General features: G+C 58.3%; 9 protein-coding genes and 6 pseudogenes. 5 read left to right on the top strand and 10 right to left on the bottom strand.

Going from position 1 to position 16989, the window contains the following annotated elements; translation table 11 throughout:
• Positions 1 to 192: 192 nt before the first annotated feature.
• From tldD to JZM24_RS18185, 10 genes and pseudogenes are all read right to left on the bottom strand, one after another.
• A pseudogene (gene tldD, locus JZM24_RS01130) lies at positions 193 to 1624 on the bottom strand (metalloprotease TldD).
• A gap of 109 nt (positions 1625 to 1733) precedes the next feature.
• On the bottom strand, positions 1734 to 2558 hold the full coding sequence (locus tag JZM24_RS19945) for a YhdP family protein (protein ID WP_446680064.1): 825 nt from the start codon (positions 2556 to 2558) through the stop codon (positions 1734 to 1736).
• Positions 2559 to 2590: 32 nt separating this feature from the next.
• Positions 2591 to 5439, bottom strand: a pseudogene (locus JZM24_RS01125) (YhdP family protein).
• 109 nt (positions 5440 to 5548) lie between these two features.
• Positions 5549 to 7006 (bottom strand): annotated as a pseudogene (rng, locus tag JZM24_RS01120) (ribonuclease G).
• Between the two features lie 13 nt (positions 7007 to 7019).
• Complete coding sequence (locus tag JZM24_RS01115; protein WP_215668287.1) at positions 7020 to 7589, bottom strand: Maf family protein; 570 nt, start codon at positions 7587 to 7589, stop codon at positions 7020 to 7022.
• A 17-nt stretch (positions 7590 to 7606) separates the two neighbouring features.
• The gene (gene mreD / locus JZM24_RS01110) at positions 7607 to 8095 is read right to left on the bottom strand and encodes a rod shape-determining protein MreD (RefSeq protein WP_215668286.1); all 489 of its coding nucleotides are present in this window, start codon (positions 8093 to 8095) and stop codon (positions 7607 to 7609) included.
• A 116-nt stretch (positions 8096 to 8211) separates the two neighbouring features.
• A pseudogene (mreC, locus tag JZM24_RS01105) lies at positions 8212 to 9279 on the bottom strand (rod shape-determining protein MreC); the annotation flags it as partial.
• 94 nt (positions 9280 to 9373) lie between these two features.
• A complete protein-coding gene (gene mreB / locus JZM24_RS01100; RefSeq protein ID WP_011410020.1) occupies positions 9374 to 10417 on the bottom strand; it encodes a rod shape-determining protein MreB in 1044 nt (347 codons plus the stop codon).
• A gap of 409 nt (positions 10418 to 10826) precedes the next feature.
• On the bottom strand, positions 10827 to 12320 hold the full coding sequence (locus JZM24_RS01095; protein WP_246579839.1) for an EAL domain-containing protein: 1494 nt from the start codon (positions 12318 to 12320) through the stop codon (positions 10827 to 10829).
• Positions 12321 to 12425: 105 nt separating this feature from the next.
• Positions 12426 to 12677, bottom strand: coding sequence for a hypothetical protein (locus JZM24_RS18185; protein WP_246579838.1), 252 nt, complete (start codon positions 12675 to 12677; stop codon positions 12426 to 12428).
• 140 nt (positions 12678 to 12817) lie between these two features.
• On the opposite strand from JZM24_RS18185, the pseudogene msrP reads away from it, so the two are divergent.
• The 5 genes and pseudogenes from msrP (at position 12818) to accC (ending at position 16959) form a co-directional block, all read left to right on the top strand.
• Positions 12818 to 13819 (top strand): annotated as a pseudogene (msrP, locus tag JZM24_RS01090) (protein-methionine-sulfoxide reductase catalytic subunit MsrP).
• Positions 13819 to 14418 (top strand): annotated as a pseudogene (gene msrQ / locus JZM24_RS01085) (protein-methionine-sulfoxide reductase heme-binding subunit MsrQ). Before msrP ends, msrQ begins: the two co-directional pseudogenes overlap by 1 nt.
• Positions 14419 to 14659: 241 nt before the next feature.
• Complete coding sequence (gene aroQ / locus JZM24_RS01080; protein ID WP_215668285.1) at positions 14660 to 15112, top strand: type II 3-dehydroquinate dehydratase; 453 nt, start codon at positions 14660 to 14662, stop codon at positions 15110 to 15112.
• Positions 15113 to 15133: 21 nt separating this feature from the next.
• Positions 15134 to 15598, top strand: coding sequence for an acetyl-CoA carboxylase biotin carboxyl carrier protein (accB, locus tag JZM24_RS01075; RefSeq protein ID WP_215668284.1), 465 nt, complete (start codon positions 15134 to 15136; stop codon positions 15596 to 15598).
• Between the two features lie 11 nt (positions 15599 to 15609).
• Positions 15610 to 16959 (top strand): acetyl-CoA carboxylase biotin carboxylase subunit, encoded by a 1350-nt coding sequence (gene accC / locus JZM24_RS01070; protein ID WP_215668283.1) that lies wholly within the window; start codon positions 15610 to 15612, stop codon positions 16957 to 16959.
• Positions 16960 to 16989: the final 30 nt, after the last annotated feature.

Raw genomic sequence — 16989 nt, 5'->3', positions numbered from 1 at the left:
TTGCGCAGGCATCCGGCGCGCCCGGGGTTTTAGCAGCGGCGCAAGCACTGCGGTTTGCGCCGCTTAGGTGTTTTGCCGCCATTGCGCAGGCATCCGGCGCACCCGTGGTTTTAGCAACGGCGCAAGCACAGCGTCTTGCGCCGCTTGAGCGTTCTGCCGCGCTAGCGCAGGAAACGCGGCGAACGATGCGGCTCAGGCGGTACCGCCCACGGTGATTTTATCCAGCTTCAGCGTCGGCTGGCCCACGCCCACCGGCAGGCTTTGGCCCTCTTTACCGCAAACGCCGACCCCCTTGTTCAGCGCCAGATCGTTACCCACCATCGAGATTTGCTGCATCGCTTCAATACCGGAGCCGATAAGCGTTGCCCCTTTCACCGGCGTGGTAACGCGTCCATTCTCAATCAAATAGGCTTCCGAGGTAGAGAAAACGAACTTGCCGGAGGTAATATCCACCTGTCCACCGCCAAAGTTGGGCGCGTAAATGCCACGCTCCACGCTGGCGATAATCTCCTCCGGCGTCGATTGGCCTGCCAGCATGTAGGTATTGGTCATACGCGGCATCGGCAAGTGCGCATAAGACTCGCGCCGGCCGTTGCCGGTAGGCGCAACCCCCATCAGCCGGGCATTGAGTTTGTCCTGCATATACCCTTTCAGCCGGCCGTTTTCGATCAGGACATTATATTGTCCCGGCACGCCTTCATCATCGATTACAAGCGAGCCGCGCAGCCCGGCGAGCGTGCCATCCGTCAACCACCGTGCAGAGTTCGGAAGCCACCCGCTTGCCCATCTGGCCACTGAACACCGAACTGCCACGACGGTTGAAATCCCCTTCCAGGCCATGTCCCACCGCTTCGTGCAGCAGCACGCCAGGCCAACCGGCCCCGAGCACCACCGGCATAGCCCCGGCGGGGGCCGCAGCGACACAAAGATTCACCAGCGCCATCCTCACCGCTTCCCGCGCCCAGCTGTCGGCCCGCACTTCTCCGTCAACGTCTTCGAGGAAGAAATCGTAGCCAAAGCGGCCGCCGCCGCCGATGGCGCCGCGTTCGCGTTTCCCGTCCTGCACGATGATGGACAGACGCACCAGCGGGCGCACATCCGCAGCCAGGGTGCCGTCCGTTGCGGCGACCAGGATCTGCTCATAAACACCCGACAAACTGACCTCCTGGACGCGCGCATCGGCGGCGCGCGCCGCCTTATTCACCCGATGCAGTAGCGCGATTTTTTCCTCGCGCGGCAGACTGCCGAGCGGATCCAACTGCGGATACAGGGGGAGGTAGGTCACCGCGCCAAGGGTTTGCACCCGGCCGCTGCCCGCTTCGCTGACAATACTGCGCGCGGCCATCGCGCTTTGATTCAATGCCGCGAGGGTTATTTGGTCGGCATAGGCGAAACCGGTTTTTTCGCCGCTTATCGCCCGCACGCCGACGCCCTGGTCGATGTTATACGACCCCTCTTTAATGATGCCGTCTTCAATGACCCAGGCTTCGTGATAGCTTGATTGGAAATAGAGATCGGCATAGTCCAGACGCCGTGCGCTCATCTGTTCCAGCAGAGAGAAAAGATGCTCATGCTGCAGATGATTAGCCGAAAGTAGATGCTCACTGACTAACGTCAGACTCATAGGTTCTCGCTCTCAAATGAATGAATTTGACCCGCCACGGCTCGAATACAGGCTTGCGTCATGTTTATAGACTGCGGCAATTCCCTGTCGGCGTCAAATAGCCGGCCTTTTAATTCGACTTGGCCTCTGCACCCCGCGGCTGACGTAAAACTTCCTGTATTTTCTGCTCGTCGAGGCTGCCGCTAATATGGTAGCGAATAAGCGATAGCTTTTTCCATAAGGGCGCCAATACGTTGCTGGCGGCAAAGACCGCGGCCCCCACCACCGGGTTAATCACGAATGCAGTCGCCACCCCGACCGTTGCTGAAATTTCTGGCGCGATCACGGCTTGCATATCAATGCGCTGGCGGTTTAAGTCTACATCGCCGGTCATGGCGATATCCGCCTCCAGGCCATCGACCAGCAGGTCGTTGGTATGTAACGTGCCATCTTTCAACCAGGCGGTACCTTTGATCGAATCAAAATAGAACCCTTTGCCGAAGGTGTCGCTAAAATCGAACTGCAATTTACGCAGCAGTGCATCAAAGCTTACCAACCGCAGGAGGCGCCAGGCGCTGCCGCTGCTGATGTTGTCAATTTTGCCTTTGCCCAATTGGCTGTGCAGTACCCCGTTCAGACTGGCGATATCGGGCTGCCAGGGCGCTTCGCGCCAGTGCAAATCGTAATTGATATGGAAAGGTGACTCGCGCAGCGGCAAATCCATGCCGATATAATCAGCCGCGGCGCCGATATCTTTCCCCGCCAGCGTCCCTTTAAGTGAAGTCCGATTCTCGCGGCGGTTATGCAGCCAGCTGCCCTCGGCGGTCAGCCGCGCATTGCCGGTGTCGATTACGCCGCCGGTGAGCATCAGTGTGTCCTGCTGCGGATGGATAGTGGCACTGATCTGCCCCAAATTCTGGCCCTTAATCCAGCACTGGCGGCAAGTGACAGACAGCGCGGGCCAGCCGGCGAAGGAATCGCTGTCGCTTAAAAACTGTGCCGTGGGGGACGTCGCGCCACCCGCGCCGGCAGTAGCAAAAGTCGGGTTGTAAGATAAGCCAGGTAGGCGGGCCAGGGCGCTTTCGCGGCCATGGTCAGCGTGCCGTTAATTTTTTTCCCCTGCGCCGTCACCTTACTGCCGCCGGCCACATTACTGCGGGTCAGCGCCAGTTGATGCCAGACCTGGCCGCCCAGGGTCAGGGCCGGGGTACGCAGCGTCAGCGCATCGGGAAAACGAAAACGCGCGGCCGATAGCGGATCCCCCGCCCCTGTCGGCGATTTCAGCAGCGCCAGCCATTTTTCACCGTCGAGGGCCGACAGCGACAGCGTCAGGCTGCGGTCCGCCGGCAACGCGAGTATCTTGCCACCGTCCGCCCAGGCGCCGCGTGCCAGCGTGACTTGACGCCCCAGCAGCCATTGGCTATTGAAACTGTTGCCGCCGCCGGCGTGGCCGCTTAACAGGAAAGAACGCAGATCGCCGGTAGCGTTTACCGCAAGCGTTAACGGCCGTCCTTCAGGTTTGTCCAGCGGCGGAGGCAAGTGACTGCTTACATCTTTCAAATCGCTTTTCACCGCGACCTGATAGCGTGTGTCCCCTTTCAGCGGCAAAGCGACGGCGATATCGCTCTGCCAGGCGGCGCGGCCGTTGACCGATGTCTTCAGCGCTTCCGGCAGCCCGGGCAGTTGGTTAAGCGCCCAGTCCCCTTTCAGGCCGACGTTGACATCGAAGCCGGTGGGCTTCTCCGTGGTTGTGAAATTCACCGCGACCGGTTGGCCGAACCATTGCGCGTCAAGCGGCGCACTGTCCAAATTCCCGTTGCTGTAATGGAAAGTACCATTAAGCCGCTGTAGCGTGGTGCCCAGCGGTTTGATATGCAGTGAATTGTTGTGCAGCGCTACATTGCCGGCAGCGGTCACCGGCTGGCCGTCGAGAGGAATATCCAGATGCAGATCGCCATGCACCTCACCGCCAACCTGCAGCTCATCAAGCGTTTTGCCGAGCGACGCTTTGAGCGGTATTTGCAGGAAATAGTCGCGGATAGCGTCGCCGGTGCCGATAAGGCCGGCGTCAATCAAGAGCTTTTCTTTGGAATAATCGGGAATACTGGCGGCGATATTGCTGCCCTTAGCCTCACCGAGCACGGTTTGCGGCGCATGCATAAACAGGCCGTCGTTGACGAAATCCAGGTCGATATCCAACTGCGTTAGCGCCGGCCAACCGGGTTCAAACTCATATTCCGCCTGCTTGAGCGTCACCCACACCTCAAACTGTCCGTCGTTATGTTTGAACGGGAACCGGCTGTGGTTGCCGGCAAATAATAGAGTCGCATTATCGACTTGACCGCCTTTAAGCGCGCCGGTCAGGTAGTCCACCAGGCGGTTCCCCATCAGTGGCTCCGTGAAATAGCGCCAGGCATCAGCGGCGTTATCCAGGCGCAAACCGGCCAGGATATCCAGCCAGGGCTCGCCTTTCACCGGCTTATGGAAATAGAAATCGCCGTTGGCCCACAACGACCTTGCCTGCGCATCGATATGACGGCCCCACAGCACCAACCCTTCCTGCGGGTTATGACGCCAGTCAAAGGTTGCACGGGCGCGGGACAGCATCAGCGGCGCGCGGAACATGCTCGGATAGGGGAGCGTGCTGTCGTCCAGCGCCAGCTGCAGCCGGCCGGTGGCCAGCGAGCCTTCTGCCGAGCAAGAGACGTGCTCCGCCCCCGGCAGCAGCTCCCAGGTCTGCCAACTGAGGTTCCGCCAGCGCGCCTGAAAACGCGTGGCGCCGGCGTCACCGCCGAAATAAGCGGCAGTAGCGGGCTGAACCGCTCCAAAGCGAGCCCGCTGGCGCGCAGGCGGATCTCGCTCTCCCGATCAGGGAAAAAGAGATGCCGTTTCGCCGGCAGCCAGAATAAGGACAACGCAGCGTGCGACCAGGATTGGCCGTCGGTGGCAATATTCAGCGCCGGCACGTCCATCTGCCAGGCATCTTGCCGCTTACTAAGATGGAGCGCCAGCTGACTGACGTCGAGCCGGTGCGTCTGGTCGCCGTCCTGCCACAGCGCCGCGCCACGGCTGAGCAGCGCGTCCGCACCGGCGATCTCCCCCTTTTCTAGGGTAAGCCAGGCCGCCAGACTGAAATCGGCGCTTTGCAGGCCGGTACTGCTCTGCAGCAGCTGGCTGAACCACGGCTTAAGATCGACATCGCTGGCCTGCAGATACACCTTGCCGTTATCGAGCAGCCCCTGCTGATCGTGCAGATCCATGCGCACGTCGATAGCCCCCTGCTGCACCTCGGTACTCGAGAGGCTTATCTTGCCTTCTGCACGGTGACGGTTGGGGGTATTAAGCCAGGTGAGCTGCGGTACGGAAAGCCGGGTCCGCTCTCCCGACGGGGTCAAAAAGGTGATCTGGCTGCTGCGCAGGATGAAATGATCGAACTGACGCAGGAAAAGATTGGAAAGACGATCGGAACTGATGGGGCTACCGCGGTGGTCCCGTCCCATCAAGGTGGTATTAAGATCCAATTGCAGGCGGTAAAAGGTGACATTGCGGAACTGCCAGCGCCAGTGCAGCAGGTATTGCCACACGTCCAGCGCCAGCGTGGCGCGCTGCACGTGCAGTCGCTCATCGGCACTAGCGGCATCAATGCCGCCAATATCCAGCGTGGGTCCAAAGGATTGCCAGCTACCCTGCAGCTGTCGCAGCTGGATATCGGCATCGAAAGCGCGGTTTAACACCGAGACTATTTGCGGACGAAAGCGATCCAAGTGCGGCAACGCCAGACGCAGCGCGCTAACCGTCAAGGCCACCAGGACGATCAGGGTGACGACAATCGCCATCAGTATCCCCGGTAGTCGCTTCACGCCTGTCTCCTTGCTTGCTGTTGCGCAGCCGTCGCGTCCGACGTGACGGCTTTTACTGGTTTCGGAACTGCCTGAGAGCAACGGCTTACATCATCACCACATCAAACTGCTCCTGGCTGTAAAGCGGCTCGATTTGCACCTTCACCTGCTTGCCGACGAAAATTTACACCTCCGCCAACGCGTGGGATTCATCGCTTTTCAGCGCTTCGCCCACCGCGGCCGATGCATAGACCAGAAAAAGATCGGAGTCATAGGCATGGTGGACGCGCATGATTTCATAGCACACCGTTTCAAGGGTTTTCACCGTTCCACGGCCGTGACAGGTAGGACAATCGCTGCACAGCACATGTTCAATACTTTCACGTGTGCGTTTACGTGTCATCTCCACCAGTCCCAATTGTGAGAAACCGTTGATACCGGTTTTCCCCCGATCTTTACTCAGCGCCTGCTCAAGGGAGTGCAGCACCCGCCGGCGATGCTCCTCATTGCTCATATCGATAAAATCAATAATGATAATCCCGCCGAGATTACGCAGCCGCAGTTGGCGCGCAATGGCCTGGGTCGCCTCGATATTGGTATTGAAGATCGTTTCATCAAGATTGCGGTGGCCGACGAAGGCGCCCGTATTGATATCGATAGTGGTCATCGCCTCGGTTTGATAGATGATCAGATAGCCGCCGGACTTCAACTCCACATTACGTTCCAGCGAGCGCTGGATTTCATTTTCCACATCGTAAAGATCGAAAATCGGTTGCTTGCCGCTGTAATATTCCAGCTTGGCAGTCATCTCTGGAATATATTCGGCGGTAAACTCTAGCAGTAATTCTTGCGTCAGCCGTGAGTCGACCCGGATACGGTCCAGCGCCGCCCCGGCGAAGTCCCGCAAAATACGCTGGGCGATGGCCAGCTCGCCGTACAGCATATAGCGGGTCTGATTGCGGCGCTTGCGCTCCATGACCTTGGTCCAGAGCCGTTTGAGAAAGGCGGCATCCTGAGACAGTTCTTCACTGCCGATACCTTCGGCCGCGGTACGGATGATGAAATCACCCTGCTCGTCGCAGTACTGCGCCACGATTTGTTTCAATCGTTCGCGTTCCGCCTCGCTGTCAATACGCTGTGACACACCCACGTGGGCGGCGCCGGGCATAAACACCAGATAGCGCGATGGCAGCGTAATATCGGTGGTCAGCCGCGCGCCTTTCGTCCCCAGAGGATCTTTCACCACCTGGACCATAATATCCTGCCCCTGGCGCACCAGCTCGGCGATATCGCGCACCTGAAAATTATTTTGTTCTTCGCCGGCCACGCATTCGGTATGGGGCATAATATCCGAGGCATGCAGGAAGGCGGCTTTATCTAGGCCGATATCGACAAACGCCGCCTGCATGCCCGGCAGCACGCGGCTGACACGCCCTTTATAAATATTACCGACAATACCGCGCCGCGCTTCCCGCTCGATATGGATTTCCTGCAGGATGCCGCCGTCGATATAGGCAACCCGCGTTTCAGAGGGCGTTATATTGACCAGTAATTCAGCTGTCATAGATTCCTCTTGCTCAAACCTGAGCGTTGAATTCACCGAGCAGTTCCCAGGTTTCCACCAGCGGCAAGCCCACCACGGCATGATAACTGCCGTGTAATGCTCGCACGAACGCGCCGCCCTTACCCTGAATGCCGTAGGCGCCGGCCTTGTCCATCGGTTCGCCGCCCGCAATATAGCGGTCGACCTCGGCAGACGTCAGTGCGCGAAATGTCACGTCGGTCACCACCACGCGGCTCGCGACCCGCTCGTCATCAGCCATCGCCACCGCGGTCATCACTTGATGGCGCTGACCGGAAAGCTGAGTCAGCATCTGCCGGGCGTGTCGACGGTCCTGCGGCTTTTCCAGCACCTGTTGCTGGAGCACCACTATGGTGTCGGCGCCCAGCACCGGCCGGGGTTCCGGCGCGCAGGCCACGCCGGCGCACGCTTTCTCGCGCGCCAGCCGCTGCACGTAGTCTAGCGCGCTTTCCCCGTAATGGCGCTGCTCTGCCACCGGGGCGGCAATCACCGCAAAGGGGACATCCAGCAGCGCCAGTAATTCCCTGCGCCGGGGAGAAGCGGACGCCAGATAAATCGCTTTCATTGCGGTTCCCCATATCGCTACTGCACGGCAAATTGACGGCGTATTTTGCGCATCAGCAGAGACAGCCAGGGCCACAATACGCCATCCACCACGCTGCTCCAGAATATTTCCGGGCGGAATGAAACATTAATCACTAAAAATTCCGCCCAGAATACGATCACCTGGGTCGTTAATGACAGCAGTATCACAATCAGCGCCTGTTGCCAAAGGGCCATATTGCGAAATAATTGAAATTTGAAGACCACCAGATAGGCGAGAATACTGAGCGCCAGGGCGCGCACGCCCAGCGTTGAACCAAGGATCAGATCCATTATCAGCCCGAGGATAAAGCAGGTGCCCACATTCACCCGATGCGGCAGCGCCATCACCCAGTAAATGAGCAGCAGGTTGAGCCAGTAGGGCCGGAAAAGATACAGCTGCGGCGGCCAGGGCATGATTTGCAGAACAATCGCGATTAGGAATGAGAGCCAGATGATCCAGCCGCCGTGGCGGTGATACCTGTTCATTGCCGCTCTCCAGCGCCGCTGAACAGGGGCCGCCGAGGCGGCGCGTTCTGGGCTGCGCCGGCGGCGTCCTGACGACCGCCGTTGCTACCGGCGTTACCCGCTCCGGCGGAGGCGCCGCCGTTAGTCGGCGGATTGCGGGTGGCCGCGCCGGAGGGAGTTCCGCCGTTGGCCGGCAGGCTGCGGTTACCCGCGTCGGGCGCGGTTGCGCCACCGCCCGCGCTTTCGGTCACCGTGCCGCCCGCGGCAACACCGCTGGCGGGCGCGGGCGGGCCCATAGCGTCAGGCGGCAGCAGCACCTGCGGCATCAGGCGCTCATTGGCCACTCTGTGCACCTCATCAGGCGGCAGCGGCACTTCGCCGCGCGGGTCGGCGCCCCATAGTAATAGCAGATAGCGCAAACGCTGCAGGCCGGCGGTGGGTCGCGCCTGGATGATAGTATAGGCGCGCTGGGTATCGACTTTGACCGAGGACACCACCGCCACCGGATACCCTTCCGGGAAACGGCCACCCAGGCCAGAGGTGACCAACACATCGCCGACGCGGATGTCGGTGTTGCCCGGCAAATGTTCCAGCTGTAAATCCTCGGTGCAACCGTTACCGGCGACGATCACGCGGATATCGTTACGCAATACCTGAATCGGCAGCGCATGGGAAGCGTCGCAAATCAGCAGCACGCGGCTGGTGAGCTTGCTGGTGGCAATCACCTGGCCTACCACACCTTTGTCGCTGATAACCGGCTGGCCGACATAAACGCCGTTATCCAGCCCCTTGTCGATCACCACCTGATCGCTATAGGGATCGGTACTGGTAGAGATCACCTGGGTGACCATTTTCTGTTCATCCTGGCGCAGCGGCGAGCCTAGCAGCTCACGCAGCCGGGCGTTTTCCTGCTTGTACTGGCCCAGTAACAGTTGCTCACTGTTTTTTAACAGCAACTCCTGGCGCAGCGCCCGGTTTTCCAGCGCCAGCTGGGCGCGGGTCGCCAGCGTCTGCGACACATTATCCAGCATCTGGCGCGGGCCATTCGCCAGGAAGTAGAAGGGACTGACGGCCGTATCCATATAGGTACGGATTTTCACGAACGTCCCCAGCCGGCTGTCGGCGATAATGGCGGCAATAGCGACCATGACCGCCAGAAAAAGTCGCAGTTGCAGAGAAGGGCCTCTGCTGAAAATCGGCTTCATAAACTATGCGTTTTCCTCAACAAAAAAGGGGGGCGCCGTCCTGGACTGCCCATCGCCGCATTCACCCGGACGGTTCCCCCCTTTTCGAGGCAGGTTATTCTTCGCTGAACAAATCACCGCCGTGCATATCGATCATCTCCAGCGCCTTGCCGCCGCCGCGGGCGACGCAGGTGAGCGGATCTTCCGCCACCACGACCGGGATGCCGGTTTCTTCCATCAGCAGGCGATCGAGGTTACGCAGCAAAGCTCCGCCGCCGGTGAGCACCATACCGCGTTCGGAGATATCGGAGGCCAGCTCTGGCGGGCACTGTTCCAGCGCCACCATCACCGCGCTCACGATACCGGTTAACGGCTCCTGCAGCGCTTCCAGAATCTCGTTCGAGTTCAGGGTGAAACCGCGCGGCACGCCCTCGGCCAGATTACGGCCGCGCACTTCAATCTCGCGCACCTCGTCGTCTGGATAGGCGGAACCGATACCGTGTTTAATCCGCTCCGCCGTGGCCTCGCCAATCAGCGAGCCGTAATTGCGGCGCACATAGTTAATAATAGCTTCATCGAAGCGATCGCCGCCAATGCGTACGGAAGAAGAGTACACCACGCCGTTAAGCGAAATAACCGCGACCTCGGTGGTACCGCCGCCGATGTCCACCACCATCGAGCCCGTGGCTTCAGAGACCGGCAATCCGGCGCCGATGGCGGCGGCCATGGGTTCCTCAATCAAAAACACTTCGCGCGCGCCTGCACCTTGGGCGGATTCACGAATCGCACGGCGCTCTACCTGGGTGGCCCCCACCGGAACGCAGACCAGCACGCGCGGGCTGGGCCGCATGAAGCTGTTGCTGTGAACCTGTTTGATAAAGTGTTGCAGCATTTTCTCGGTGACGAAGAAATCGGCGATTACGCCATCCTTCATCGGCCGGATGGCCGCGATGTTGCCGGGCGTACGCCCCAGCATCTGCTTCGCTTCATGGCCGACGGCCGCAACGCTTTTCGGAGAACCGGCGCGGTCCTGGCGAATGGCAACGACGGAAGGTTCGTTCAGGACAATGCCCTGTCCTTTCACATAAATGAGGGTATTGGCGGTACCCAGGTCGATGGACAAGTCATTGGAAAACATGCCACGAAATTTTTTAAACATAACTGAAGGATAATCCTGCAAGCTGGGGCGAAAAATGAAATCCGCCTACCTTACCAACCACGAGAAGCAGCGACAAGGCGTAAAAACGCGCGACTTCTATGAAAAATACGTCCCCGTTAACATTCACACTTACCGAAGAAATTTCCTCTGCGGATTTTAGCCAGGCGAAGTGCGAGGTTATCACTTTTTCTGACGTTCAATATAACGAATATAAGGGTCAGAATCGGGTAAATTCCCCTATTCGTGCATTGTGAGCGCCTACTAACGTGTGATGCTATTGGGGCGTATTGTACGTTAATTTTGCACGGACTTTTATACTAATCTCGGATCAAATCGTGAATATTTTTTTAGCAACTCTCCTAACGGCGCGATCGGGGCGAAAAAATCCCCCTCGCCGCCCGCCACGGCGTTATCCAGCAAGGTTTGCCACTCGCGCGTGCTGCGCACGCCGGTGGCAAAAACCCGCGTCCGGGTGGCCCAGGCACGCTTCCGGTAAACTTTGCACGAACAGCTGATTTTCCTGACGTCGGTCGATATCGCGCACCAGACCGGGGTGCAGCTTGATGACCGAAATCGGCACCAGACTGATATAACCGGTACTGACCAAGGTCATCCCCGCCCGGTTGACCGTTGACGGGCAACCGAGTCCGGCCAGCAGGCGCAGCGCCGGACGTAACGGCTCCAAGTGTTGACAGAGATCCGCCTCAACAAGTTCAAACATAATTTGGCTACGAACCAATTTACCGCACTGCATGAGGGTATCGCGCAACCAGCGGCGGAAATCGCGTTGCAAAAGTGAGTCCACACTTACCGCGATTGATAACACTACCCCGGGCAATTGGGACAACAGCGGGATGAGCCGCAGCAATTGCTGTCGTTCATAACGCTGCGCCAGGCCGAGTTGGCGCATCACCGGCAGAAATTCGGCGGCGGTTAAGGTATCGCCGCCATCGTGGATCCGGTTGATAACCACATAATGATCAAGCGCGCCGTCGCGGCCGAAGGCAGGGCGGATGAGCAATTGCGGGCCGCCACCGGCTAGCGTGTTCTCCAGCAAAGTGCGCCATTTGACATTCCCGTGCGCCTGCTGTGGTACGCGATTATCGTAGACCGACCAGCCGTTGCCCCCCTGCAGTCCCGCCTCGCGGGCGGCATGTTCGGCGCTCTCCATTACCTCCACCGCCGTCTGGCCGGGACGGTAAGCGCTCACACCGATATGCAGCAGTTCGTCGCGACAGATGGCCGGTATATCCGGCAGGGTGGCCAGCGCGCCCAGCAGTTGTTGGGTCAGCGATTCCGCCTCTTTGAGGGAGCGATGCGGCAAAAGTACCGCCAGATCGTCGCGGAAATAGTGCGCCAATAGCGCGTCCGGATAACGTTTGAGCGATACCGACACCAGATTGATTAGTGCACCGTCAATTGCCGCTGCATGGGCCGCCCCGAGCCGCTCAGCCAGCCGCTCCGGGTCCGGCCGCATAAGCAACAGCACCACGCCATGAGCGCCGGCATCTTGATTGTCCTCCAGCTGCAACGCCAATTGGCTATCGAACGACAGCCGGTTGGTCAGACCGGTACGGGCGTCCTGGGCGGCAAAGGCGCGAATCAGAATATCGACACGGCTGCGTTGCTCGCGCGCCTGCGCCAAATCGCGCAGCAGGCGATCGATTGCGCTGCCGGTCAGGCTAGGCATTTCATCCGGCTGCTCGCCAACATTGTCCCGCTCGCCGTAGATAATGCGTCTGGCGCGCGTTTCCAGCGACTCTTGCGGCTGTATTTGCCGTCGCAGCCAGCGCAGAGCGAGGAATAAAAACACGATGGTTAACCCCAGAGCCACGCTGACCGGCGCGGTGGCGCGCAGGGAATGGACATCGCTGGCCAGCGTGTCAGTGTAGGAGATAACCAACTGGTAATCGGGATGGCGCGTCAGGGGCAGTTCCCGCTGCTGCTGGGTGTCCGATAACGGGTCGCCGCGTCCGCTGTCTGGCGTTAGCGCCAGGCGGTAAACGGTTTACACCTGACGCTGCAGCGCCAGTTGGGTGATGCCGGAACCGTCCATCGCCAGTGGCAGCCAAGGCGTCATGGAAGACAGCGGCTCGGTCAACATCAGGCGATCGAAGTTGTCTGCCATCGCCGTCAACTGCCTGTCGAGGCGCTGCTGGTGTAACCTGAAATAACTTAATGCGCTGCCCGCCAGCATCAGCAGCGTCACCAGGGCACAAAGCATGGCCGTCATGGCCGAGAGTCGGACGTTGAGTCGCATCCCTGAACTCCATAACAAAAGAAGGTTACCGGTATTTGTTAACGGGCCGCATTAAAAATAGCCGTTTCCGCCAGCGAATAAAAACGCAATTTATACGTCATACTTAAACCGGCACTAAAATAATCCCGCTGGAGTACGCCATGAAACCTTTGCCCCCCTTACGCGAGGCCGACGTCACCGCCGAAGCGGTGTTCTTCCAGCGCCGCAAGGTACTGAAAGCGTTAGGCATTACTGCCGCTACCGTCAGCCTGTCCCCCTCGGCGCTCGCCGACCTGCTGTCATTTTTCAGTCGGGATAAGGCGATGGCGGCGGCGCCGGACAAGCCGCTGGACTTTTCCCGACCGGCGGCATGGCACCTGGAAACGCCGCTAACGCCGCTAGACAAGGTCACCGGTTACAATAATTTTTATGAATTCGGGCTGGATAAGGCGGACCCCGCGGCGCACGACGGCGGGTTAAAAACCGAAGGGTGGCAAGTCCGTATCGACGGCGAGGTGGCGAAACCGATGACGCTGGACATGGCCGATATTTTTAAGCGGTTCGCGCTGGAAGAACGTATTTACCGGTTGCGCTGCGTGGAGGCCTGGTCGATGGTGGTCTCCTGGATCGGTTTTGAACTTAACAAGCTTCTGAAGCTGGTAGAGCCCACCGGTCAGGCGCGATTTGTTGCCTTCCAGACGCTCCATGATCCCGAACAAATGCCGGGAGAGAAAGACAGTTTCATCGGCGGCTGCCTGCAATATCCGTATGTGGAGGCCCTGCGGCTGGATGAAGCGAAGCACCCGCTGGCGTTGATGACCGTGGGCGTTTATGTCAAGACGCTGCCGCCGCAAAACGGCGCCCCGATTAGGCTGATTACGCCCTGAAAATACGGTTTTAAAGGAATAAAGTCGATCGTGCATATCCGGTTAACCCGCGATAAACCGCCCACCACCTGGAATTTGTCGGCGCCGAATGAATATGGGTTTTACGCTAACGTCAATCCCCATGTGGATCATCCCCGCTGGTCGCAGGCGACAGAGAGGGTAATCGGTAGCGGCGGTATTCTGGACGTCAAACGGCAGCCGACGTTGCTGTTCAACGGTTATGCCGATCAGGTGGCCAGCCTCTATCGCGGCCTCGACCTGCGGGAGAATTTTTAATGCGCCTGAATCTGAAACACATCGTCTTCTTGAAAATACTTCTGCATCTGGCCGCCTTATTGCCCCTGCTGTGGCTGGTCTACGCCGTCAACCAGGGGGCTTTCAGCGCCGATCCCGTCAAAGATATTCAACATTTCACCGGCCGCATGGCGCTTAAGCTGTTACTGGCCTCGCTATTGGTGACGCCGCTGGCCCGCTACGGCCGTCAGCCGCTACTGACTCGCTGTCGGCGGCTGCTCGGGTTATGGTGTTTCGCCTAGGCGACGCTGCATTTAGCCAGTTATGCGCTACTGGAGCTCGGGATCGACAATCTGCGCTTACTTAGCCGCGAGCTGGTGACCCGACCCTATCTGATTCTCGGTATGACCAGTTGGATCATTTTGCTGTTGCTGACCTGCACCTCTACCCTTTGGGCACAGCGCAAATTAAAAAATCGCTGGCAAATTTTGCACAATCTGATTTATATAGTGGCCATCCTGGCGCCGATTCACTATCTGTGGTCAGTCAAGATCCTGTCGCCACAGCCGGTGCTGTATGCAGTGGCGGCGCTGGCGCTTCTGACCTTGCGCTATAAGAAATTTCGCCAATGGTTACGGTGAAAGATCAATTTTCACTTTCGCTCCGACCGCCAGTTGCGTTATCTTGCTCCCGCCCGAAACAGGTCGTTAAAAGATATCTTCGCGGATACCGCCAGTAATTTGCTGCGAAAATCCGCGATATCATTATAATGCCTGACCCCGATGGCAAATCAGCATCGAAATGTCAGCAAAAAGATGACAAATCGTTTACCGTTGGTTATTTTCTACGGGGTAACGTAAATTGAAGGGAGATCGCCGCACAATGGCCGATAAGTTCCACATTTTGCTTCTCAATGGGCCGAACATGAATTTGCTCGGCACCCGCGAACCGGACAAGTATGGTCATACCACGCTTGCCGATATTATCGCGGGCCTAAGCGCGCTGGCCGGCAGTCTGGTGGCAGAACTTAGCCATTTTCAATCCAACGCCGAGCATGCGCTGATCGACCGTATCCATCAGGCCCGGGGCAATACCGATTTTATCGTTATCAACCCCGCGGCGTTTACCCATACCAGCGTCGCCCTGCGCGATGCGCTGTTAGCGGTAAACATCCCGTTCATTGAGATTCACCTCTCCAATGTCCATGCGCGGGAACCTTTCCGTCATCAATCCTATCTGTCTGATATTGCAGTTGGCGTGATATGCGGCCTCGGCGCCGACGGCTATCACTTTGCTTTACAGACGGCGGTCAAACGCCTGTCAACATCCAATTAATTAGAGTATGGAACCCCACTCATGGATATTCGTAAGATCAAGAAACTGATTGAACTGGTTGAAGAATCCGGCATTTCCGAGCTGGAAATTTCTGAAGGTGAAGAATCGGTTCGTATCAGTCGTGCTGGGGCGCAACCGGCCTATCCGATGATGCAACAGGCTTATATCCCAGCGGTGCAGCAACAGCCAGCGGCCCCGGCCGTCGCCGCGCCAGTCGCAGCGGAAGCCGCCGCCGCGCCTGCGACCATGAGCGGTCACCTGGTGCGCTCGCCGATGGTGGGGACGTTCTATCGCACCACCAGCCCGGATGCGAAACCTTTCGTCGAGGTCGGTCAGAAGGTCAACGTTGGCAACACCCTTTGTATCGTTGAAGCGATGAAAATGATGAACCAGATTGAATCGGACAAAGCCGGCGTGGTGAAAGCTATCCTGCTGGACAACGGTCAACCGGTAGAATTCGACGAGCCGCTGGTCGTCATCGAATAACGAGGCGCCAAATGCTAGATAAAATTGTCATCGCCAACCGCGGTGAAATTGCATTGCGTATTCTGCGCGCGTGCAAAGAACTGGGTATTAAAACCGTGGCGGTACATTCCACCGCCGACCGTGACCTGAAACATGTGCTGCTGGCCGATGAAACTATCTGCATCGGCCAGCCGCCTTCGGTTAAAAGTTACCTGAATATTCCCGCCATTATCTCTGCGGCAGAAATTACCGGCTCAGTGGCTATCCACCCGGGTTATGGTTTTCTGTCCGAAAACGCCGATTTCGCCGAACAGGTTGAGCGTTCCGGCTTTATCTTTATCGGCCCGCGGGCGGAAACCATTAGGCTAATGGGTGATAAAGTTTCCGCCATCAACGCGATGAAAAAAGCCGATGTCCCCTGCGTCCCCGGCTCCGACGGCCCGGTGGGGGAGAATATGGATAAAAACCGCGCCATCGCCAACCGCATCGGCTATCCGGTCATCATCAAGGCCTCCGGCGGCGGCGGCGGGCGTGGGATGCGCGTGGTGCGCAGCGACAAAGAGCTAGAAGCTTCAATCCGTATGACCCGCGCCGAAGCGAAGGCTGCGTTCAACAGCGATATGGTCTACATGGAGAAGTACCTAGAGAATCCGCGCCATATTGAGATTCAGGTGCTGGCGGACGGTCAGGGTAACGCCCTTTACCTCGCTGAGCGCGACTGTTCCATGCAGCGCCGTCATCAGAAAGTGGTAGAAGAAGCGCCGGCCCCGGGCATCACCGAGGAGCTGCGCCGCTTTATCGGCGAGCGCTGCGCCAAAGCCTGCGTGGAAATCGGTTATCGCGGCGCCGGTACCTTTGAATTCTTGTACGAAAACGGTGAATTCTTCTTTATCGAGATGAATACCCGTATTCAGGTAGAACACCCGGTCACCGAGATGATAACCGGCGTAGACCTCATCAAAGAGCAGTTGCGCATCGCCGCCGGCCACCCCCTTTCGTTGAAGCAGGAGGAGGTGAAAGTGTCCGGTCACGCGGTGGAGTGCCGCATCAATGCCGAGGATCCCACCAGCTTCCTGCCGAGTCCGGGTAAAATTACCCGCTTCCACGCGCCGGGCGGCTTAGGTGTACGCTGGGAATCGCATATTTATGCCGGTTACACGGTACCGCCTTATTACGACTCGATGATAGGCAAGCTTATCTGCTTTGGTGAGACCCGGGACGTGGCTATCGCCCGCATGAAAAATGCGCTGACGGAGCTGATTATCGACGGCATCAAAACCAATATCGATCTGCAGTTGAAGATTATGAACGACGAGCATTTCCAGCAGGGTGGCACCAACATCCATTATCTGGAGAAGAAGCTCGGGCTGCAGGAAACCTAAGCGCTAGGGCGAGAGCCCTTACGCTTGCGC

The organism is Candidatus Sodalis endolongispinus, from assembly GCF_018777395.1.
In the GTDB taxonomy this organism is placed as follows: Bacteria; Pseudomonadota; Gammaproteobacteria; order Enterobacterales; family Enterobacteriaceae; genus Sodalis_B; species Sodalis_B endolongispinus.
This window is presented reverse-complemented; position numbering and strand designations above follow the sequence as displayed.

Coding starts and splice junctions, on each gene's coding strand:
- mreD (WP_215668286.1), bottom strand. CDS start 8,095: ATGAACAGGTATCACCGCCACGGCGGCTGGATCATCTGGCTCTCATTC.
- aroQ (WP_215668285.1), top strand. CDS start 14,660: ATGGCCGATAAGTTCCACATTTTGCTTCTCAATGGGCCGAACATGAAT.
- mreB (WP_011410020.1), bottom strand. CDS start 10,417: ATGTTTAAAAAATTTCGTGGCATGTTTTCCAATGACTTGTCCATCGAC.
- accB (WP_215668284.1), top strand. CDS start 15,134: ATGGATATTCGTAAGATCAAGAAACTGATTGAACTGGTTGAAGAATCC.
- JZM24_RS18185 (WP_246579838.1), bottom strand. CDS start 12,677: ATGCGACTCAACGTCCGACTCTCGGCCATGACGGCCATGCTTTGTGCC.
- JZM24_RS01115 (WP_215668287.1), bottom strand. CDS start 7,589: ATGAAAGCGATTTATCTGGCGTCCGCTTCTCCCCGGCGCAGGGAATTA.
- accC (WP_215668283.1), top strand. CDS start 15,610: ATGCTAGATAAAATTGTCATCGCCAACCGCGGTGAAATTGCATTGCGT.